General features: G+C 59.2%; 11 protein-coding genes. 7 read left to right on the top strand and 4 right to left on the bottom strand.

Translation table 11 applies throughout. The annotated features are described in order from the left end of the window. Positions 1–86 precede the first annotated feature (86 nt). Genes DCS96_RS05380 through DCS96_RS05365 form a run of 4 tightly spaced genes read left to right on the top strand, consistent with a single transcriptional unit; the run spans position 87 to position 11965 of the window. On the top strand, positions 87–4283 hold the full coding sequence (locus tag DCS96_RS05380) for an ATP-binding protein (protein WP_116473294.1): 4197 nt from the start codon (positions 87–89) through the stop codon (positions 4281–4283). Positions 4284–4296: 13 nt separating this feature from the next. Next, positions 4297–5505, top strand: a complete 1209-nt coding sequence (locus DCS96_RS05375; RefSeq protein WP_116473293.1) for an EAL domain-containing response regulator — start codon at positions 4297–4299, stop codon at positions 5503–5505. A gap of 8 nt (positions 5506–5513) precedes the next feature. Then, positions 5514–8741: an ATP-binding protein gene (locus tag DCS96_RS05370; RefSeq protein WP_116473292.1), complete on the top strand. Its 3228-nt coding sequence runs from the start codon at positions 5514–5516 to the stop codon at positions 8739–8741. Beyond that, positions 8741–11965, top strand: coding sequence for an ATP-binding protein (locus DCS96_RS05365; protein WP_116473291.1), 3225 nt, complete (start codon positions 8741–8743; stop codon positions 11963–11965). The genes DCS96_RS05370 and DCS96_RS05365 overlap by 1 nt, the downstream gene beginning before the upstream one ends. 58 nt (positions 11966–12023) lie before the next feature. Here DCS96_RS05365 and glpK read toward each other — a convergent pair whose 3' ends face one another. Continuing rightward, a complete protein-coding gene (glpK, locus tag DCS96_RS05360) occupies positions 12024–13529 on the bottom strand; it encodes a glycerol kinase GlpK (protein ID WP_116473290.1) in 1506 nt (501 codons plus the stop codon). Positions 13530–13553: 24 nt separating this feature from the next. Beyond that, on the bottom strand, positions 13554–14408 hold the full coding sequence (locus DCS96_RS05355) for an MIP/aquaporin family protein (protein ID WP_116473289.1): 855 nt from the start codon (positions 14406–14408) through the stop codon (positions 13554–13556). 256 nt (positions 14409–14664) lie between these two features. Here DCS96_RS05355 and DCS96_RS05350 point away from each other — a divergent pair, with 256 nt between their 5' ends. Beyond that, positions 14665–15426: a DeoR/GlpR family transcriptional regulator gene (locus DCS96_RS05350; RefSeq protein WP_116474539.1), complete on the top strand. Its 762-nt coding sequence runs from the start codon at positions 14665–14667 to the stop codon at positions 15424–15426. 558 nt (positions 15427–15984) lie between these two features. Then, a complete protein-coding gene (glpD, locus tag DCS96_RS05345; RefSeq protein WP_116473288.1) occupies positions 15985–17508 on the top strand; it encodes a glycerol-3-phosphate dehydrogenase in 1524 nt (507 codons plus the stop codon). Positions 17509–17541: 33 nt separating this feature from the next. Here the strand turns inward: glpD and DCS96_RS05340 are convergent, their stop codons facing one another. Beyond that, positions 17542–18303 carry a penicillin-insensitive murein endopeptidase gene (locus DCS96_RS05340; RefSeq protein ID WP_116473287.1) on the bottom strand — a complete coding sequence of 254 codons (762 nt, stop codon included), beginning with the start codon at positions 18301–18303 and terminating at the stop codon, positions 17542–17544. Between the two features lie 117 nt (positions 18304–18420). Between DCS96_RS05340 and DCS96_RS05335 the strand changes: the two genes are divergently transcribed. Continuing rightward, positions 18421–19035, top strand: coding sequence for a hypothetical protein (locus DCS96_RS05335; protein WP_116473286.1), 615 nt, complete (start codon positions 18421–18423; stop codon positions 19033–19035). Between the two features lie 284 nt (positions 19036–19319). On the opposite strand, the gene asnB is transcribed toward DCS96_RS05335, so the two are convergent. Further along, the gene (asnB, locus tag DCS96_RS05325) at positions 19320–20984 is read right to left on the bottom strand and encodes an asparagine synthase B (protein ID WP_116473284.1); all 1665 of its coding nucleotides are present in this window, start codon (positions 20982–20984) and stop codon (positions 19320–19322) included. Positions 20985–21080 lie beyond the last annotated feature (96 nt).

Genomic DNA, 21080 nt, shown 5'->3' with positions numbered 1-21080 from the left:
TTTAATCTGACATATAATTGATTATCCTGTGCGCGCATCATTTGAGCAGACATCCCCCATCTTTCGTTTCCGGAGTTTTCTGTAACATGGGTCATCCCTTTTCTACCGCCGCACCATCAGATGCGGCGGCTGTTGGTATCGACTGCAAGGGATGCAGCTTACTGAAAGGAAGTCTGTTACAGGCTTTGATGTATTTCTCCCTGGCCCAGCTGACGCTCTGGTTGAGCGGTCCAATGATGTTTTCATTGACATTCTCGCTGCCCCTGTGGCCGGCGGCGGGGGCGGGGCTGGTCGGACTCATGGTGTGGGGACAGCGCAGCTGGCCGGGGATCTGGCTGGGGGCCTGCGGCTCTTTTATGCTGCATATCACGCAAGGGGGCGACCTGTCTCCCGCACTGGCCTGGCAGGCGATGGTGGTCGGGGCGGGGGCCACCTTGCAGGCCTGGCTTGGCTTCCGGCTGATCCGGGGCTATTTTGATGTCCGGGCCCGCTTTGAACGGGCATCTGGCCTGTTCGCCCTGTTGGTACTGGCCGGCCCCCTGGCATGTTTGGTCTCGGCAACCCTCGCCACGGTGGGGTTTTATGCCCTGCGGGGCGAACCAGCGGGGATCCTGTTCCCCCGCTGGTTCAACTGGTGGGCCGGCGACAGCCTGGGGGTGCTGTTGGTGTTGCCCCTGTCGGTGGCCTTGTTACCGGCCAGTCGGCGGGCCTGGCGAAAGCATCGCTGGCAGATTGTTGTTCCGCTGCTGGTGAGCAACCTGCTGATGATAGGCGGCTACTACCTGCTGGCCCACAGCAACCGGGTGGTTTATCAGCAAGATAAAAGCAGAGCCAGTGCCCAGCTGAATGTGGAGTTTGGCAACTGGCTGCTGGCGCAGGCCCGGGCGGTGGAAACGGTGAGTGGCCTGTTTAATGCCAGCCAGGAGGTGAGCCGGGAAGAGTTTGCCCGTTTCACCCGCATGCTGCTGGCCAATTATGATATCGGAGGCCTGGGCTGGGCCCCTCGGGTATCCGGGGCCGAACGCGCCGGAATGGAAAGGGCTGCCGGCATTCCCGGTTTCGTTATCAAGAAACCCAATGGTCAGGGCCGGCTGGTGACGGCAGGGCCGGCCAGATATCACTATCCCCTGCTGTATTCGGAGCTGAACACCGACAGTTCGGCCCTGCCTCCGGGGCTTGATATGGGCGAGGAAGCTGCGACCCTGCAAGCATTGTATCAGGCCAGGGATTCGGGGCAGCCGGTCCTTGTAATCAGACAGGCCTCATTCAGCCGGGATGCGGAACGCAGTGATGATTACCGGTTATTTTCCCCCGTTTATCAACCGGGCTTCGTACCCGCAACGGCCAGCCGGGACGAGCGCCGCGCCGCGTTAACAGGCTTTGTCGTGGGCCTTATCTACCTGGATAACATCTACCAGCGGCTGCAGCAAAAGGCGGAGGCCAGAGGAATAGGGGTAGGCCTTACCCACCCGGATGGCAATTATCTGCCTGTGAACGGCAAAGTGCCTGAAGATGCGCAAGGCTATACCCTTCTGGACAGTCATGTGGGATCTCTGGTCGGCAACTCGGTGCGGCTGAGCACCTGGGATCTGCAGCCCTGGTCGCCGGGTCTCTCTCTGGTCATGAAGGTCTATCTGTGCGGCAGCGTCATCATCTTGTTGTTGCTGTCGGTCTATGTGCTGGCGGCGGCAGGCCAGAATGTGCGTATCAGCCGTCAGGTCGCGGCGCGTACCCTTGAGGTTGGTCGGTCGGAGTCCCGGTTGCGCGGCATCATCGATGGCATGCCGGTTTTTGTGGGTGAATTGACCCCGGACGGTATCCTGGTTGAGGTCAACCGGAGTGCACTGGAAAATTTTGGTTTGCGGAAGGAGCAGGTACTCAGGAGATGTTTCGAGCAGACGCCCTGGTTTGTGCATTCTGGGGTATTGCAGGCCAGGTTGCGCCAGGATATCCGTACGGCGGCGGCCGGTGAGGTGGTGCGTCATGACCTCGAGCTCGTGGCCGTGGATGGCACCCCTATGACCATGGACTTCAGCCTGGTGCCGGTGTTGGATGATAAGGGCGAAGTGGTCAAGCTGATATCCTCGGCGGTTGACATCAGTGCCCGCCGGCAAAGCGAGTTGGCATTGCGCCGCAGTGAGCAGGCGCTGCACGAAATTAATCAGCAGCTTGAATGCCGAGTGGTCGAGCGTACCAAGCAACTGCAAGAGAGCGAGCATTTTATCAGGGGGGTGCTTGACGCCTTGCCGTCCCATATTGCCGTGCTCGACCAACAGGGGATCATACTGCAAACCAATCGGAGCTGGCGTCTGTTTGCAGCAGCCAATGGCGGCACTGTGGCGGCGGTAAGTGAGGGGCAGAATTACCTGGCCCAGTGCGATTATGAGCTGGAAGGCGGATTCAATGTCGCGTGCCTTATTCGTGAGGTGATAGCCGGGCAGCGAACGGATATTGGATTCGAATATGACTGTCATGGGCCGAACCGGCAGCGCTGGTTTCATTGCCGGATTACCCGCCTGGCCGAGGCCGGCAAGGTATGGGTGGTGGTCAGCCACGATGACATTAGCGACAGCAAGATTGCCGAATTGTCGATTGCGCAACAAGCCGAAGAGCTGGAAAGCCGGGTTGAGGCGCGGACCCTCGAACTCCAGCTTGCCCAACACGAGGCCGAGCGGGCCAACCGGGCCAAGTCGGACTTTCTTGCCACCATGAGTCATGAAATGCGTACCCCCATGAACGGGGTACTGGGCATGGTCGAAGTGTTGGAGCGGCAGAATACCCAGGTACAGCATGGGGAACTAATCGGTATCATCAAGGATTCGGCCCGAGCCTTGCTGAGTCTGATCGACGATATCCTGGATTTCTCCAAAATCGAGGCGGGACGGCTGGAACTCGAGCAAGCGCCTCTGGCGCTCAAACTGCTGGTGCAGGAGGTCTGCGCCCTGTTGACGCCCATGTCCGAGGAGAAGCAGGTTGCTGTCAGTTGGTTTGTAGCACCGGATGTGCCGGTGCATATCTATGGGGATGCCGTGCGCCTGCGTCAGATCCTCTATAATCTGTTGGGCAACGCCATCAAGTTCAGCGCAGGGCGCCCGGGACAGCCGGGGTGGGCCGAGCTCAGGATCGAGCTGGACAGCCGGGAACCGCTGTGTGTGAGGCTGGCGGTAATTGATAACGGTATCGGTATTGCCCCCGAGCTGCAGGACAGGGTGTTTACCCCCTTTGTTCAGGCCGAAGGCTCGATTACCCGTCGTTTTGGCGGCACGGGCCTGGGTCTGAGCATCTGTCGGCGGTTGGTTCGTATGATGCAGGGCGAGATCAGCGTACAGAGTGTACCCGGTGATGGCGCCACCTTTACCGTGGTGCTGCCGATACAAAGGGGACCGGAATCCGTAGCCGAGTTGCCCATGGCGGCCCCTGGTCATATCTCTGGGGCAGATGATCCATTACCGGCGTCGGCACAGACCACATCAGCAGCGTCAGAGGCACCCGGCCGGGAGCCGGTGATACTGGTGGCGGAAGATGACCCGACCAACCGAAAAGTCATATTGCATCAGCTGTCCCTGCTGGGCTATCGCGCCGTGCTGGCGGAAAACGGTTACCTGGCGCTGCAGCTATGGCGCCATGGCGGCTTTGCCTTGCTGCTGACCGATCTGCATATGCCGGAAATGGATGGTTACCAGCTGGCAGCGGCTATCCGTCGAGAGGAGCAGGAGCAGGGGCAGCGCATGCCTATCCTGGCCCTGACTGCCGATCGGTTACGGGATAATCAGCCTGCAGAGTCAGGCCTTGATGATTACCTGTCCAAACCGATCAGCCTTGATATGTTGGCTAAAATGATGCACAAGTGGCTAACGATACCGTTGCCGGTCTCGGTACAGGAAGCGGCTGACGTCGCCGTGCCGGCAGAGCCGGTGCTGGATATTGCCGTACTGCATGCCCAGGTTGGCACCGATGCGGAGATGGTGCGGGAACTGTTGATCGCCTATAAGGGCGGATTGAAGGAGCTGGCACACGCATTCTATGCCGCCTATCGGGATGACGATACCTCACTCATTGCCGACATTGCCCACCGGTTGAAGTCTTCTTCCCAGGCAGTCGGTGCCATGGCCCTGGCAGAACTATGCGCGGAGCTGGAAACCAGGTGTCTGACTCAGACACAGGATGACCTGGCCCCCTTGCTCGCACGGTTTGAACGGCAGCAGAGGGAGGTTGAGGCCTGTATTTCCAGCCTGATGATAAAAATGGGCAACAATCAAAAACAACAACAGAAGAATACATGAGACAGAGAGCGATATGACAACCCTGGTCATCGATGACGACCCCTTTATCCTTAAGATGTTGGCGCGCCAGCTGGCGATCGCCGGTTGTAGAGAAACCATCACTTGCTCCTCGGCCGAACAGGCCCTTCGCCTGCTTGAGCACGACGAGGGGGGGGTTGGCCTGGTGATACTCGACCTGCAAATGCCGGAGATGGATGGCATAGAGTGTGTCCGACATCTGGCCCGCGTCGGTTACCAGGGCAAGTTGCTGCTGCTCAGTGGCGAAGATGAACGCATCCTGTCGACTGCCTATACCCTGGCCAAGGCCCATGGCCTGAATGTGCTGGATGCCGTCAAGAAACCGATATCCCTGCAGCAGCTCAATCAGGTGCTGAAGCTGAGCCTGCCGTCCCTATCCGAGTATAAGCAAACCGGTAGTGGGGAACTGTGTGATCCGGCCGACTTGGCCCGGGGCATTGTCGCCGGCGAACTGACCAATCATTACCAGCCGAAAGTGGTGCTGGCTAATGGGGCTGTGGATGGGGTAGAGGCCCTGGTGCGTTGGCAACATCCCCGACATGGACTTATTTATCCCGATCGGTTTATCCCGGTAGCCGAACAATACGGGATGATAGAGGAGCTGACCCGCGCCGTGATGCGCCAGGCGCTGAACGACGCTCGTCTGTGGCGAGAGCAGGGCCTCAGCTTTAATATCGCCGTCAATATCTCCATGAACAACATCAGTTCACTGTTGTTCCCCGAGTTTGTCACCCAGTTGGCGTTGGAAACCGGCATGCCGCTGAGCCACCTAATCCTGGAGGTGACCGAAAGCCAGCTGATGGCCGAGCCGCTCAAGGCGCTCGACAGTGTGACACGCCTGAGGTTGAAGCGAATCGGCCTGTCTATCGATGACTTTGGTACCGGTTATTCTTCCCTGGCACAGCTGAGAGATATTCCCTTCAGCGAACTCAAGATAGACCGCAGCTTCGTGCATGGGGCCCACAGGGACGCTACCCGCAGGGCCATTTTTGACTCCACCCTGAATATGGCAGAGCAGTTGGGTATGAGTACAGTGGCGGAAGGCGTCGAGGATGCGGATGACTGGAAATATCTGCGGAAGACTGGCAGATGCCAGCTGGCCCAGGGATATTTTATTGGCCGTCCCATGCCGGCCTGGCACATGACCGACTGGCTGCAGCAGTGGCAGCTGCGCCTTGAGCAGCTTGTCTGCTCCCAGGAATAATTCCCCATATGCAAGATAAACCGCAGTCGGCGGCTTCTGGCCCGTGCAAGCGGGCAGGAAGTTTCCTTCCGCTCATTCACATCGCCCTGCGGGTCGGCATTCTCGTGTTCGGTTATGCGGCCCTGGCAGAATTGGGCATGTGGCTGGCCACCACGCCGCCTGTATATGTGGCACCGGTCTGGCCGGCGGCCGGCCTGGCCTTGTTTGGCCTGCTGATCTGGGGCCGGCGCTACTGGCCCGCGGTCTGGCTGGGCGGTTTCGGCTCTGACCTGTTCCATAAGACCTTGCTGGCTGGCAATGAGCCGAGTCTGTCACTGGTGCTGGTGACCGCCGTCACTGCACTGGCGGCGACCCTCGGTGCCTTGCTGGGGGCCAAATGGCTGGCGCCGTTGAGTGACGAGCGCCGGTTGGCCGAGCGGGAAGGTGAGGTACTGTTGCGGCTGGTGCTGGCCGCCCCGGTGTCCTGTACCCTGTCAGCCTCGGTGGGCGTGTTGTCCATGTACCTGTTCAATGGTGTGTCCGCCGAGCTGCTGTTGGGGAACTGGCTGGCCTGGTGGTCGGGCGACACCCTGGGGGTTTTGATGATTGCCCCTTTCCTGCTGCCGCTGTTGTCCGGCGCCTATCGGGATACCCCGGCTGCCGTGCGCAAGATGATGTTTTTGCCATTGCTGGTCATCGTGTTGGCGGTAATCGGCCTGATGTTGCTGGGACGCATGGAGCAAGCGGAGAGCAGAGAGCGCACCAAGGTGTCCGGTGAAGTGTTGCATGAGTACCTGGATAGTTACCTGTTGCGCCAGCAAGAGGCGGTATATGAAGTGGCCGACCTGTTTGCCGGTGACAATCATCCGACTCAGCGTGAGTTTACCCACTTTACCCGACGGCTGATGCAAAGCGGGGCGGTGAAGGGACTGGCCTGGGTACCCAGGGTGGCGGGCGCCCAACGGGGTACATTTGAAGCCTCGATGCAACAGCGTGGCTGGCCGGATTTCCGGGTGCTGGAACGGGATGGCGGTGAGGGCTTTATACCGGCCCGGGCCCGCGACGAATATTTCCCCTTTGCGCTCGCCGTTTCGGCCCCGAAATATGTCCCCCTGATGGGGGATGATCTCGGAGCCGACCCCGATTGCCGGGCGATTATGGACCAGGCGGCAAGCAGTGGCCGGCCGGTCATGCAGCAGCTGAAAAGGCTATTGCGTGAACAGCGGACAGATGCATGGCGGCTGTTTGTGCCTGTGTATAGGCCCGGCTTTGCGGCTGAATTGCAGTCTCCCGAGGCAAGGCGACAAGCCCTGATCGGCTTTGCGGTGGGCCTGCTGCATATGGATGAGCTGGTGCAGGGCATGGCGGAAAGATCTCAACGATTAGAGCTGGTCAGCACGTTGACGTTGATGAATGCCGGGGGCGAGCCGCAGTTACTGCTGGATCAACGCCAGCCGCCCCATGCCGGGCTGGCAGCCGATCTGCAGCTGAGTCCTGAATGGCTGGGGGATACGCAGTTCGTGCTGGAAAGCTGGATGTCTTTACCCTGGCAGCCGGGACAGTCGTCGATGATGAAGCTGTTTATCCTGGGCGTGGTGTTGTTGCTGCTGCTGGCGACCTCCTTCACCACCAATGTGACCGGCCAGAATATCCGTACCCGGCGGCTGGTGGTGGCGCGGACCCGCGAGCTGGAAACGGCCCGCCGCGAGGCGGAGCGGGCGAACCAGGCCAAGTCGGAGTTTCTGGCGACCATGAGTCATGAAATCCGCACCCCCATGAACGGTATCCTCGGCATGGCCGAGCTGTTGCAACAAGCGGATGAGCCCGGGGCGCGGAAGGAAACGGTAACCGTTATCTGGGAATCAGCACAAACGCTGCTGCGGCTGATCGACGATATTCTCGATTTCTCTAAAATTGAAGCGGGCCGGCTGGAGCTGGAGCATGCCCCGCTGAATATGCGCAGCCTGACCGAAGGGGTCTGTCAGTCCTTGCAAGTGGTGGCGTCCGCCAGGCAGGTGGATATCGACTGCATGATTGCCGACGATGTGCCCACTGAATGCGGGGGGGATCCTACCCGTTTGCGGCAGTTGATTTACAACCTGCTGGGTAATGCCATCAAGTTCAGCTCAGGACGTCCCGGACTTCGCGGGCGGGTCAGTCTCCGGGTCGACCGGCTGAGTGAGGCCCCGTTCCGGCTGTCGCTGCAGATCGCGGACAATGGTATCGGCATAGCACCCGAACAACAGTCGGAGTTGTTTGAGCCCTTTGTGCAGTTGGAAAGCTCGACCACTCGCCGTTTTGGCGGCACCGGGCTGGGGCTGGCCATCTGTCGGCGACTGGTTGATATGATGGCTGGCGAGATCAGGATATCAAGCTCACCCGGGGCCGGGGCCTGTTTCACGGTAATACTACCGTTGACGGAGGAAATGCCGGTCGAGGTGTCGTCGCTTGCCGAATCTGCGGCCGGCCAAAGTAACATGCGTGATGCTCCAGTTGCAGCCAGTAAAGCGGCGCGGATCCTGGTGGCGGAAGATGATGCCGTCAACCGGAAAGTGATCCGGCATCAGCTGGAGGTGCTGGGGTATCAGAGCGAGCTGGCCGAAAACGGCCGGGAGGCATTGCGGCGCTGGCAGCAGGAAGAATTCTCGCTCCTGCTTACCGACCTGCATATGCCCGAAATGGACGGTTATCAGCTGGTTACCGCCATTCGTGAACAGCAGCAGGAACTGTATCTGCCCATCATAATGCTGACCGCCGACGTGATGAGTGTTCGCTCCCGGTTTGAACAGCCACAGGGGGTGGATGATTACCTGACCAAACCGGTAACGCTGGAGGTGCTGGCGGCCAAGTTGCAGCAATGGTTGCCATCAACGGCTCCGGTTGCCGAGTCGGCTATGCCCATGCAAACCCAGTCGGTGCTGGATACCTCGATATTGAAGGCATTGATGGGGCAGGATGAGGCGGCGATGCTTGAGTTGCTGGCCGAGTATCGGCTGTCCCTGCAACAAATGGCACCAGCCGCCATGGCGGCCTATCAGTGCGGAGATATAGAACAGCTGGGAGCCATCGCCCATCGCCTGAAGTCATCTTCCCGTACCGTCGGGGCTTTGCCGCTGGCCGAACTGTGTGCCCGATTGCATCAGGCCTGTAGGGAGGGTGCCGTGACGGCGCTGCCGGCCTTGATCCGGCAGTTTGATGCCAGCCGGGGCCGGGTTGAAGCCGGCCTTGCGAGCGAGCTGTCGACACAGGCCCCCTGATGAACCGCATAAAGAATAAATTTCGGCTTGGCCATGTTCGATATTGGCAAGGCGATGCCTTCTCCTGTGTCAGGGTGGCGATGATTGTGCTTGGCTATGCTGTACTGGCCGTGATTGGGCAATGGCTGGCGGCGCCGCCGTTACAGGCGTCATTGCTCTGGCCCGCAGCCGGCCTGGCGGTGTTTGCCCTGCTGGCCTGGGGCAACCACTACTGGCCGGCGGTCTGGCTGGGGACCTTCTGTTTTTCCCTGTATCAAAGAACCCTGCTGATTGAGCAGTCGGCGACATTAGATTCCATTCTTTCAAGTGTGCTGCCCTCGATAGGCATGACCCTGAGTGCCTGGCTTGGGGCCCGCTGGTTGCAGCCGCTGGTCACGCCCGAGCGTGGCAACCTGAAGGAAAGCCAGGTTCTGCTGCCGTTGTTGCTGGCAGGCCCGGTAGCCAGTTCTCTGGCTGCGACCATGGGGGTGGTCAGCCTGACCCTGTTTGGGGAATTGCAAACCGAGTTGATGGTCGAGAGCTGGGTGACCTGGTGGGCCGGCGATACCTTCGGTGTACTGCTGGTTGCCACATTGTTGCTTCCCCTTTGGCTCGGCCTCTATCAGGAGCGCGGTTTACTGGCCCGCAAGCTGTTGTTTTTGCCCCTGCTGCTGATGATCTTGACCATAGCGGGCTTTACCTTGCTGCAGCGGGTGGAGCAGGCCGAACGCCGTGATGATATCGAGACCGCCGGTGAAGTGCTGCAGGAATATCTGGAAGGACATTTGCTGCACCAGTTGCAAGCCGTGGATTCGGTCGCGGACTTTGTCTCGAGCAGCGGAACAATCACCCAGAACCAGTTCAGCCGTTTTTCACAACGCATACTGACCGGCGGTGTGGTCCAGGGCCTGGCCTGGGTCCCCCGGGTGTCGGCCGATAGCCGGCACGCGCTGGTGGCCGACATGCGACGACGGGGTCTGTCTGGCTTCCAGCTGGTGGAGCCGGATGGGCAGGATGGTTTTATCCCGGTATCGGCGCGGGACAGCTATTTTCCCCTGAGCTTTCATGGCAAGACATCAGCGCTGCCGCCCATTGGCCTGGATCTGGCCAGTGCACCAGTGCTCCGTACTGCGATGAATCGGGCTGCAGGCAGCATGCAGCCGGTGCTGGTAAAGGGCTGCGCTTGCCATAAATACGAGAGCAAACAGATAGGCGACTGGCGGTTGCTGGTGCCCGTCTACCCCCAGGAGAGTGCCGTCGGGCAGGTTTATGTCGATAGTCGACATGTTACCCTGCGGGGCTTTGCCGTGGGCTTTGTCCGAATGGAGGGACTGATCAGCAGCCTGGCCCGGAAAGGGGCACAAGCCGGCCTGCGCAGTCGACTCACGGTGATTGATGGCCAGGGGCGCACCAGTCTTTTGCTGGACGAACGTTTGCCCTTACAACGAGAACGGCCACCGGAGTGGCAATTACTTTCGGAGCCATTGGGCGACGCCCGGTTCTTGCTGGAGAGCTGGGCCGAGACGCCCCTGCTGGCAGGTCAGTCGCTGATGATGAGGGTGTATATCGTCGCCACCATGCTGATCCTGCTGCTGGTTGTTTCTTTCACCCTGGTCTCTGTGGAACAGAACATGCGTATCCGGCGCAGGGTTGCCGAGAGTACCCTGGAGCTGAACAAGGCACGCCTTGAGGCGGTGCACGCAAGCCAGGCCAAGTCGAACTTTCTGGCCACCATGAGTCATGAAATCCGCACCCCCATGAACGGGGTACTGGGCATGCTGGAAGTCCTGGAGCGGCAGATCACGAACACAAGGCAACTGGATACCCTTGGTATCATCAGGGATTCGGCGCAGTCTTTGCTCAGCCTGATCGACGATATTCTCGACTTTTCCAAAATCGAGGCAGGTCGCCTGGAGCTGGAGCAGACCCGGCTTGCCCTGCATCCCCTGGTAGAAGGCGTCTGTTCCACCTTGTATCCGTTGGCGATCGACAAGGGAGTCGATGTGACCTGCCATATAGAACCGGATGTACCCCGGCAGATCGAGGGCGATCCTGTCCGCCTGCGCCAGCTGCTCTACAACCTGCTGGGAAATGCCATCAAGTTCAGTGCCCGGCAGGATGGGCGTTGCGGACGGGTCCAGGTGCGAGTGGAACGTGATCAGGTACAGCAGCGGCTGATAGTGCGGGTGATCGATAATGGCATCGGCATAAGCCCAACCTTGCACCAGGCGCTGTTCCAGCCCTTTATGCAGGCCGAAAGTTCGACTACCCGTCGTTTCGGTGGTTCGGGTCTGGGGTTGGCAATCTGTCGCAGGTTGGTGGACATGATGGGAGGAGAGATAACCCTCGACAGCCGCCCGGGTGAGGGGGCGACTTTTACCATATTGCTGCCGCTTGTCGACGCTGGGCAAGAGCCGGCCCAGGTCGACCATTCGGACGAGCCTGTTGCGGCCGCGGCAACGGAGGCGAGGCTCAGAGGCAGTGGACAGCGGATCCTGGTGGCGGAAGACGATCCCACCAATCAGAAGGTACTGCTGCGTCAGCTGGCGTTGCTGGGCTATCGGGCAGAAATAGCGGCAAACGGTCGGGAGGCATTGCAGCATTGGCAGCAGCAGGAGTGTGATCTGTTGCTGACCGATCTGCACATGCCGGAGATGGACGGTCTCCAGCTGACCCGTGCGATCCGGCAGGCAGAAGGAGAGGGGCGACGACGGCTGCCGATTATTGTGCTGACGGCCGATGTACTTACGATCCGCGAGCGGGGAGGGGATCTGTACGAAGCAGATGATTGCCTGAGCAAGCCGGTGCGGCTTGATAAGTTGGGCGATATACTGCACCACTGGTTGACTGCGAGTCCGCTTGAGCCGTCAATATTAAGGTCGGCGTCGACCTCCCCATCGAGGGGGGTGGACTTGTCTGTACTCAGGACCTTGGTCGGTGATGATGAGCAGGTAATACAGGACGTGTTGGCGGATTTTCTGGCCTCACTTCGGCAGTCGGCAACAACCTTGCGTGCGGCCCATATCAAGGGGGAGATGCATCAGGTGGGCGCGATAGCTCACCAACTGAAGTCGGCATCCCGTACGGTGGGCGCCCTGAGCTTGGCGGACTGTTGTGCCGAGCTGGAGATTCAGTGCAAGGTGGGGCCGCAGGCCGCCCTCACAGACCAGCTCAGCCAGTTCGAGCAGCAGCTGGCACTGGTTGAAACCACCATTACAGAGCAACTGACAGTCCCGCTTGACTAGACATTGCGAAAGGTGGCGGCCAAGGGCCGCCACCTTGATGGCGAGGGAGCGATAAGGCTTAATGCTCTTCCCAGTCCCGGGAGCGGTTTACCGCCTTCTGCCAGCCATGGTAGAGGCGGGCCCGGGTGGTGCCGTCCATCTGCGGCTTGAATTCCTTGTCGACTGCGAACTTGTCGGCCAGCTCTTTGGTGCTCTGCCACATGCCGACCGCCAGACCGGCCAGGAAGGCCGCGCCCATGGCGGTGGTTTCGGTCTGTTGCGGACGCACCACTCGGGCATGGGTGATATCGGCCTGGAATTGCATCAGGAAGTCGTTGGCCACGGCGCCGCCATCGACCTTGAGGGTGGCCAACATCAGGCCGGAGTCTTCCTGCATGGCTTCTAGCAGGTCCCTGCTTTGATAGGCAATCGCCTCCAATGCCGCCCGGATAATATGATTGCGGTTAACGCCCCGGGTCAGGCCGATCAGGGTGCCGCGGGCATAAGGATCCCAGTAGGGGGCGCCCAGCCCGACAAAGGCGGGGACCAGGTAGACACCGTTGCTGTCTTTTACCTTCTGGGCAAAATAGCCGGTATCGTCGGCCTCCCGGATCAGCCCCAGCTCGTCACGCAGCCACTGGATGGTGGCGCCGCCCATGAACACAGAGCCTTCCAGGGCATAGTTGACTTCCCCCTTAGCACCGACCGCCAGAGTGGTGAGCAGACCCTTACGGGAGCTGACCTTCTGCCCGCCGGTATTCATCAGCAGGAAACAGCCGGTGCCATAGGTGTTCTTGGCCATGCCCTTGTGGAAGCACAGCTGGCCAAACAGCGCGGCCTGCTGATCGCCGGCGATACCGGCAATGGGGATGCGGGTGCCGCCCTTGCCGCCGATATTGGTTTTGCCGTACACCTCGCTGGACGGACGCACTTCGGGCAACATGGAGGCGGGGATTTCCAGTTCGTCGAGCAGTTTTTTGTCCCATTGCAGGCTGTTGATGTTAAACAGCATGGTACGTGAGGCATTGGTGTAGTCGGTGACATGAACCCGGCCTTCGGTCAGCTTCCAGATAAGCCAGGTGTCGACGGTCCCGAACAGCAGTTCGCCCCGGGCGGCCTTGTCCCGTGCGCCTGCTACGTTATCCAGGATCCACTTGAGCTTGGTGCCCGAAAAGTAGGCGTCGAGCACCAGGCCGGTATTTTCCTTTACGTAGTCGGTCAGGCCCCTGTCCTTGAGCTGCTCGCACAGCTCGGCGGTACGGCGGCACTGCCAGACGATGGCGTTGTAAACCGGCTTGCCGGTGCTTTTTTCCCATACCACTGTGGTTTCACGCTGGTTGGTGATGCCGATGGCGGCAATCTGATCCGCACTCACCCCGGTCTTGGCCAGCACCTCGGTCAGGGTCGAGCGTTGGCTGGCCCAGATCTCCATGGGATCATGCTCGACCCAACCGGCCTGGGGGTAGATCTGACCGAATTCCCGTTGGGCTACGCCCTGGATGTTGGCGTTTTCATCAAAAATAATGGCGCGGGACGAGGTCGTGCCTTGATCCAGTGCGACCACATAGCGTTTTTCTTGCGTCATCGGGTTATCTCCTTGTTGATTTTGTCAGGCGCTGGCCCGTTGTTCCTTGCTTGAATGGTCTGGCTGTCCGGCGTCGGCGGTGCCGTTTGCAGCGGGCAAAAACCGGGCGATGGCATGATCATACAGCCAGGCTCCGGTGCAGGCACCGACCACGGGACCGAGAACAGGCACCCAGAAGTAGGGGTTGTCACGGCCCCCGGTCAGGGCGATCTCCCCCCAGCCGGCCAGCCAGGCAAACAGCTTGGGGCCCATGTCCCGGGCCGGGTTCATGGCAAAGCCGGTCAGCGGGCCGGTAGCCGCACCGATCACCGCGATCAGCAGGCCAATCAGCAGCGCCGCCGTCATGCCCTTGGGTCCGCCGTTTTTGTCATCGGTCAGTGCCAGTATGGCCATCATCAGCACGGCGGTGATCACCAGTTCCACCATAAAAGCATGGCTATTGGACAGCAAAGGATGGGGATAGGTTGAGAAAATGCCGGCCAGCGCCAGACTTTCCTGACTACCGCGTATTACCCCCATACCCTGCTCCCATTCTACAAACAGCGGCTGATACAGGCTGTAAATCAGGGCGGCGGCACTGAAGGCACCGGCCAGTTGGGCAATGATAAAGGGCAGCACCTTGCGTTTGTCGAAGCCCCGGAACAGGGTGAGTGCCAGGGTGACCGCCGGATTGATATGGGCGCCCGACACCCCGCCGGCCACATAGATGGCAATGGCCACCCCTACGCCCCAGGTCAGGCTGATCTCCCATAGCCCGAAGCTGGCCTTGGCAACCACCAGGGCCGCGACACAACCGGCGCCAAAAAAGATCAGCAGGCCGGTACCGATAAATTCGGATATGCATTCTCCCATGAGTGTATTTGGACGTTTGATCGCCATGTTTTCCTCCATGAATGTTGATTTATGATTGATGTTGGGAGAACTATTACCCAAATGTTCATAAACGAAAACAGATCCGATCAGTTTTTGGGGGGTGTGTCACGCTTTTGTAACCTTTTAGCGTATCGTTAATTTGTGATGTTCGAATATGTTCCTTTTAGTTCCTAGTGCCTATGGAGAGGCCTGAACTGGGATTTGCATGTTCGATCAGATACAATTTTTGCATCAAGTCCTTAAACGACAGGAAGTTGCGGAAGTGAAACAAACCCAGCGTCACCAGCAGATACTGGAAATGCTTAAGCTAAAGGGATTTGCCAGTACCGAAGATCTGGTAGCCCAGTTTGATGTCAGCCCGCAAACCATACGCCGGGATCTGAACGATCTGGCCGAACAGAACAGCATACGTCGCCACCATGGCGGCGCCTCGCTGATGTCGAGTACCGTCAATGCCGCCTACGACTCGCGTAAGGTTATGTATGCCCGGGAAAAGGAAAGTATCGGCAAGGCGATTGCAGCCCAGATCCCCGACGGGGCGTCACTGTTTATCGATATCGGCACCACCACCGAGGCCGTGGCCCGGGCCCTGCTCGAGCATAATGAGCTACGGGTGATCACCAATAATATCCATGTGGCCAGCATCCTCAGCCAGAAGGAAGACTTTACCGTGATCATTGCCGGGGGCGAGGTGCGTAACCGGGATGGCGGAATAGTGGGCGAGGCCACCCGGGACTTTGTGCAGCAGTTTCGCACCGACTTCGGCATTATCGGTATTTCGGGAATAGATACAGATGGATCCTTGCTGGAGTTTGACTATCACGAAGTGCGCATCGCCCAGGCCATTATCAACAACAGCCGGCAGGTGCTGCTCGCCGCCGATCACAGCAAATTCGGCCGCAACGCCATGGTCAACATGGGCAACATCACACAGGTAAACGCCCTGTTTACCGATCAATCACCGCCTTCTTCCGTACTCAAGCTGATGGAAGCCAACCAGGTCGCTTGCTATATCTGCTCGTAACACCCAGTAGCAGGCCCGACCAAGGGGCGAGTTGGCCGCTAGGCCATTAAATATTTTCACCAGTTTCAGGTAGGTGCGAGGCCGGGTCGATAAGGCCCGGGCCATTAAATATCCTGCGGATATATTATCGCGCCGGGGTCGACGCTCCTACAGCAAATCCGACTCAGGGCCGATGAAGCCCTGCCAACTAACTCGGGTATATTCACCGGTTACAGGTGTGTGTTAGGCCGGGGCGATATGGCTCAGGGCTTTAAATATCCTGCGGATATTATCGCGGCGGGGTCGACGCTCCTACAATACCCCCCAATCCCCGGCAGATTATCAGTGGGAGGCGCGACCCCGCGGCGAGTTGTGGGAGGCCATCTAATACTTTCCTTCTTCAGCTCAGCATGGCGGGGTCATCCCTCTCACAATGGCCCTTTGTGCGTTTAACCCCATACTCTGTTTACCCTGTTTTTAAAATTCTTTCATTCCGAACTTGGCAGCTATGCTTAAAGAAGATACAGTAATGTTCGTTTGCGAATATAAAAGAACATTATCGAAAGGAGTGGGTTTCGTATGAGCGTCAATGATTTTGATCTGGTGGTCATAGGTGGTGGTATCAACGGGGTGGGCATCGCGGCCGATGCCGCCGGGCGGGGGCTGAAAGTGGCCTTGTTTGAAGCTCAGGATCTGGCCAGTGCAACGTCTTCCAATAGCTCCAAATTGATCCATGGCGGCCTGCGTTATCTGGAGCATTATGAATTCAGATTGGTAAAGGAAGCCCTCGCCGAACGGGAGGTGTTGCTGAAAATGGCCCCCCATATCATCAGCCCCATGCGTTTCCGGTTACCTCACAGGCCCCATCTCAGGCCGGCCTGGATGATCCGTATCGGCCTGTTCTTGTACGATCACCTGGCCAAACGGGCGACCCTGCCCGGTTCCCATGGCCTCAAGTTCGATGGTACCGGTCCGCTGCTCGACGACATTACCAAGGGGTTTGAATATTCCGATGCCTGGGTCGACGATGCGCGACTGGTGACCCTCAATGCCCGTTTAGCCGCCAGCCATGGAGCCCATATTCATACCCGCACCCCCTGTATTGGTGCCGAACGGCAGCATGGCCGCTGGCGGGTGACGGTAAAAGACGAGCTGAGCGGGGAGCAGCGACAGGTGACTGCCAAGGCGCTGGTCAATGCCGCCGGGCCCTGGGTAAAACAGTTCTTCGACAATGGCCTGCACAGCCGTTCGCCGCGCAATATTCGCCTGGTGAAAGGCAGCCATATCGTAGTGCCACGTATCCATAACGAGCCCCAGTCCTATATTCTGCAGAACGAAGATAACCGTATCGTGTTTGTTATTCCCTATCTGGACAAATACTCCCTGATCGGTACTACTGATGTGGAATATCAGGGAGATCCCCGGGATGTGGCCATCACTCCGGACGAGGTCGACTATCTGTGCAAGGTTGTCAATCGACACTTTAAGGGAGAGCTGACCCCGGAGCAGGTGGTGTGGAGCTACTCCGGGGTGCGTCCGCTCTGTGATGACGAGTCCGACTCGCCCCAGGCCATTACCCGGGATTACACCCTGGAGCTGGAAGACAAGGCGGGAGCCTTGCCGCTGCTGTCGGTGTTCGGCGGTAAGTTGACCACCTACCGCAAGTTGGCGGAGTCGGCGCTCGGCAAATTAACGCCCTACTTTCCCCGGATGGGGCCGGCCTGGACCCGGAATGCCACCCTGCTGGGCGGCGAGTTCAGCGGCAGCAGGGCGGCGCTGCAGGCCAAGCTAATGCACGACTATCCCTGGCTTGATGCCGGCTGGGCGGGACTGATCATAGCGCGCTATGGCCTGAATGCCTGGGACTGGCTCGGCCAGGCAAAGGCGCCGGAGGAGCTGGGGCAGTATTTTCATCCGCGCCTGTGGCAGGCGGAGGTGGATTACCTGATGGACCATGAATGGGCCCTCTATCCGGAAGACGTGCTATGGCGGCGCACCAAGATGGGGATCGAGCTGGATGCCGGGCAGGTTGCCCAGCTGGAGACCTATATGGCTCACCGCCGTAACGGACGTCAGCAGCCCACCCAGGCCCTGCGCGCCTAGCTTTCGCGTCCACTGGTGTTATGTTAAATAGCATTATTCGACCCGGCCGATACAGGCCCTGGGTAATCGGGGACGCCAGGGCGCAGTGGCGGTCACGGTTATTTCGCCGGCCCGGTCGCGCAGCCACCCGGCCAGCTCGCTGCCACAACCGCTACCCTTGGGGACAGGAGCCTGTGGCACACAATCGCGGTGTCCTTCGGGGCAGTGCAGGCGAACATGGAAATGGCTGGAGTGCCCAAACCAGGGACGGATCCTGCCCAGCCAATCCGCATTTCCATAAGTCCGGCACATCGCCTGTTTGATCAAGGGGTGAACAAACACCCGGCTGACCCGCTCGTCCTGTGCCGCTAGGGCAATCAGTTGGCGCTGGTTGTCGGTAAAGGCGGCGGTCAGGTAATAGCCGCGGTGATCCACCATGTCCACGGCGCTGATGGTTGCAAGCCGTTCGCTGTCGGGAACGGGGGGCGGACTGCGCAGCCAGATATCCGCATCCAGTCCGGTTTGATGGCTGCGATGACCATAGGCGAAGGGGCCGCCCTGGCGTTTTGCGATATCGGCCACCAGCATGGGGGGAAGCCCGGCGCTGACGACTTTTTTACCCAGCTCCTGCAGGTAGTTGATCATCTCGGGCTGCCCATAGTAGCGGGCCTGCTGGTGCCGAATGACATAGTAGCCCGGCCCTCTGTCCGGCAGGGCGCTGGCATTATACTGACAGCCGGCGGCATATTCGCCCACCGCCTGGCCCCAGGCGGCCATGGGCAGCCACAACATTACAATGAACAGACCCCGCCTCATGTTCTCCTCCGTGTGTTGCCACCAACTGTTTACTCCAGCATCATGCCGCCGGCTTTTAATTTATGCACGATCATAATTTTGTTAGGGTAGGCGTTTTGGATACAGATGAGAAAGATCATGACAGTTCGTCCTTTACCGCTGGATGAGGTGCTGGCGCGTCCGCTCGACTTTGTTTCGCGTCCGCCCCGGTTGCGCTTTTACCTGACCCACAGCCTGGTGCTGTTAGCCAGCCTGACGGCGGTAGCGGCGGCTTTCTACTATGGTCAGGCCGGTTTTGGCCTGATCCACTGGGTGGGGGTAATATTCGGCGGCACAGTGCTGTTGCTCAGCCTGTGGCCGGCCAGTTGGAGCCGGCGACGGCTGACCAACCTGGCGTTTGATCGGGAGCGGCTCTACATCATCAACGGTGTGAAAGGAGAAGCGGTGGCCGTACCCAGAGACAGGGTGAGGGCGGTGGACAAGGGCAAGTTGCCGGGCCATGACGGCGCCATCATTGCCTTTACCTTGGATTTGTCTCTGTCCGAGCCGGAGCTGGCATTGCTCAGTCAGACTCTGGGCTCTCAGGTGGAAGACAGATTCCAGCTGGAAGATGACCGTTACCGCTTCGGTTTTGTGGGTAACTGGCAGCACCGTAAATCCCTGTTGGCGGCGGTATCGGTGCTGGCGCCTCCTGTGGTAGAAACCCGCCCGGCGCCGGGAGAGGATGATGAAGATGAAGACGACTGGGATTGAGGGACGGTAGCAGCGATGCCAGTATGTTGATGGCCTTTGGCCATATCGCCGCGGGGTCGGGCCTCCCACAATGGTAACAAGGGTATCTGCCGAATGTCGGTTTTGTCTGTAGGAGGGGCGACCCTTGTGGGAGCGTCGACCCGGCGCGATAATATCCGAAGGATATTTAATGACCTAAGCCATATCGCCGCGGGGTCGCGCCTCCCACAGGGGTATCTGCCGGGAATTGAGCAGGAAAAATGGGCGTTCTTTCGAACGCCCATTTTTACTTTCAGCTTTTAGATTCAGTAGGACTTGCTGTGCACGCCCTTGACCGCCCGGCCGGAAGGATCGGCCATGTTCTTCCACTGTTCGTCCCACTCCAATGCCGTGGGGGTGGAGCAGGCCACGGACGGACCGGAAGGCACACACTTGGCGGCGGACTCCTGGGGGAAGTGCGACTCGAAAATCGAGCGGTAGTAATAGGCTTCCTTGGTGGTCGGGGTGCTGAGCGGGAAGCGGAACGCCGCTGTCGCCATCATCTGATCGGTAACCTGCTCTTCTACCATTTCCTTGAGGCTGTCGATCCAGGAATAGCCGACGCCATCGGAGAACTGCTCCTTCTGGCGCCAGGCCACTTCGTGGGGCAGCAGATCGCTGAAGGCTTCACGCAAAATATGTTTTTCCATCTTGCCGTTGCCGCACATCTTGTCGGCGGGGTTGAGGCGCATGGCCACATCCATGAATTCCTTGTCGAGGAAGGGTACCCGGGCTTCAACGCCCCAAGCGGCCATCGACTTGTTGGCGCGCAGGCAGTCGAACATATGCAGCGCCTGCAGCTTGCGCACGGTTTCTTCGTGAAACTCCCGGGCGTTGGGGGCCTTGTGGAAATACAGGTAGCCGCCGAACAGCTCATCTGAGCCTTCGCCGGAGAGCACCATCTTGATGCCCATGGCCTTGATGCGCCGGGACATCAGATACATGGGGGTGGAGGCGCGGATGGTGGTGACATCATAGGTTTCCAGGTGATAGATCACCTCGCGCAGGGCATCCAGGCCTTCCTGCACCGTGTAGTGCAGCTCATGGTGGATGGTGCCCAGGTGGTCGGCGACCTTGCGTGCGGCAACCAGATCCGGGGCGCCTTCCAGGCCGACGGCGAAGGAATGCAGTTGGGGCCACCAGGCTTCGGACTGCTCGTCATCTTCGATGCGCCGAGAAGCAAACTGCTTGGCAATGGCCGAGATCACCGAGGAATCCAGCCCGCCGGACAGCAGCACGCCATAGGGCACATCACACATCAGCTGGCGCTTGACCGCAGCGGTCAGGGCGTCATGCAGTTCGGTCACGCTGGAGGTATTGTCCTTGACCGCGTCATAGCTTTCCCAGTCACGCTTGTAGTAGCGGCGCGGCTGACCTTCCTTGCTATACAGCAAATGCCCGGGAGGAAATTCCTCTATGGTCTTGCACACCGGCGTCAGGGCCTTCATTTCCGAAGCCACATAGAAGTTGCCGTCTTCATCATGGCCGGTATAGAGGGGGATGATACCCATGTGATCCCGGCCTATCAGGTAGGCATCCTGCTCCTGGTCGTACAGTACAAAGGCGAAGATGCCGTTCAGGTCGTCGAGAAATTCGGGCCCCTTTTCCTGGTACAGCCCCAGGATGATTTCGCAGTCCGACTTGGTCTGGAACTGGTAGCCGCAGGTGAGTTCGGCTTCCAGCTCTTTATGGTTATAAATCTCGCCATTCACCGCCAGGGCATGGGTGCCGGCGGTGTTGTACAGGGGCTGGGCGCCGCTGTCCAGGCCGACGATGGCCAGTCGTTCATGCACCAGGATGGCATGATCGCTGCTGTAGACCCCGGACCAGTCGGGGCCGCGGTGACGCAACAGCTTGGAAAGCTCGAGGGCGCGGGCGCGCAGCGCGCCGGGATCAGACTTGAGTTCGAGAATACCGAAAATGGAGCACATGAGGCTGTCCTTGTCACAGAATCATCTATAAAACATAGACTCAGGTTGCCAGAGTGCCCCGGGCTTGCAAAGCAGAAATATGGAAAATTTATAAAA

Source organism: Zobellella maritima, assembly GCF_003075035.1.
Classification (GTDB): domain Bacteria; phylum Pseudomonadota; class Gammaproteobacteria; order Enterobacterales; family Aeromonadaceae; genus Oceanimonas; species Oceanimonas maritima.
This window is presented reverse-complemented; position numbering and strand designations above follow the sequence as displayed.

What these genes read in the sequence shown, in the direction of transcription:
- glpK (WP_116473290.1), bottom strand. Translation starts at nt 13,529, where the DNA reads ATGACGCAAGAAAAACGCTATGTGGTCGCACTGGATCAAGGCACGACC.
- DCS96_RS05375 (WP_116473293.1), top strand. Translation starts at nt 4,297, where the DNA reads ATGACAACCCTGGTCATCGATGACGACCCCTTTATCCTTAAGATGTTG.
- DCS96_RS05380 (WP_116473294.1), top strand. Translation starts at nt 87, where the DNA reads ATGGGTCATCCCTTTTCTACCGCCGCACCATCAGATGCGGCGGCTGTT.
- DCS96_RS05365 (WP_116473291.1), top strand. Translation starts at nt 8,741, where the DNA reads ATGAACCGCATAAAGAATAAATTTCGGCTTGGCCATGTTCGATATTGG.
- DCS96_RS05355 (WP_116473289.1), bottom strand. Translation starts at nt 14,408, where the DNA reads ATGGCGATCAAACGTCCAAATACACTCATGGGAGAATGCATATCCGAA.
- glpD (WP_116473288.1), top strand. Translation starts at nt 15,985, where the DNA reads ATGAGCGTCAATGATTTTGATCTGGTGGTCATAGGTGGTGGTATCAAC.
- DCS96_RS05370 (WP_116473292.1), top strand. Translation starts at nt 5,514, where the DNA reads ATGCAAGATAAACCGCAGTCGGCGGCTTCTGGCCCGTGCAAGCGGGCA.
- asnB (WP_116473284.1), bottom strand. Translation starts at nt 20,984, where the DNA reads ATGTGCTCCATTTTCGGTATTCTCGAACTCAAGTCTGATCCCGGCGCG.
- DCS96_RS05340 (WP_116473287.1), bottom strand. Translation starts at nt 18,303, where the DNA reads ATGAGGCGGGGTCTGTTCATTGTAATGTTGTGGCTGCCCATGGCCGCC.
- DCS96_RS05335 (WP_116473286.1), top strand. Translation starts at nt 18,421, where the DNA reads ATGACAGTTCGTCCTTTACCGCTGGATGAGGTGCTGGCGCGTCCGCTC.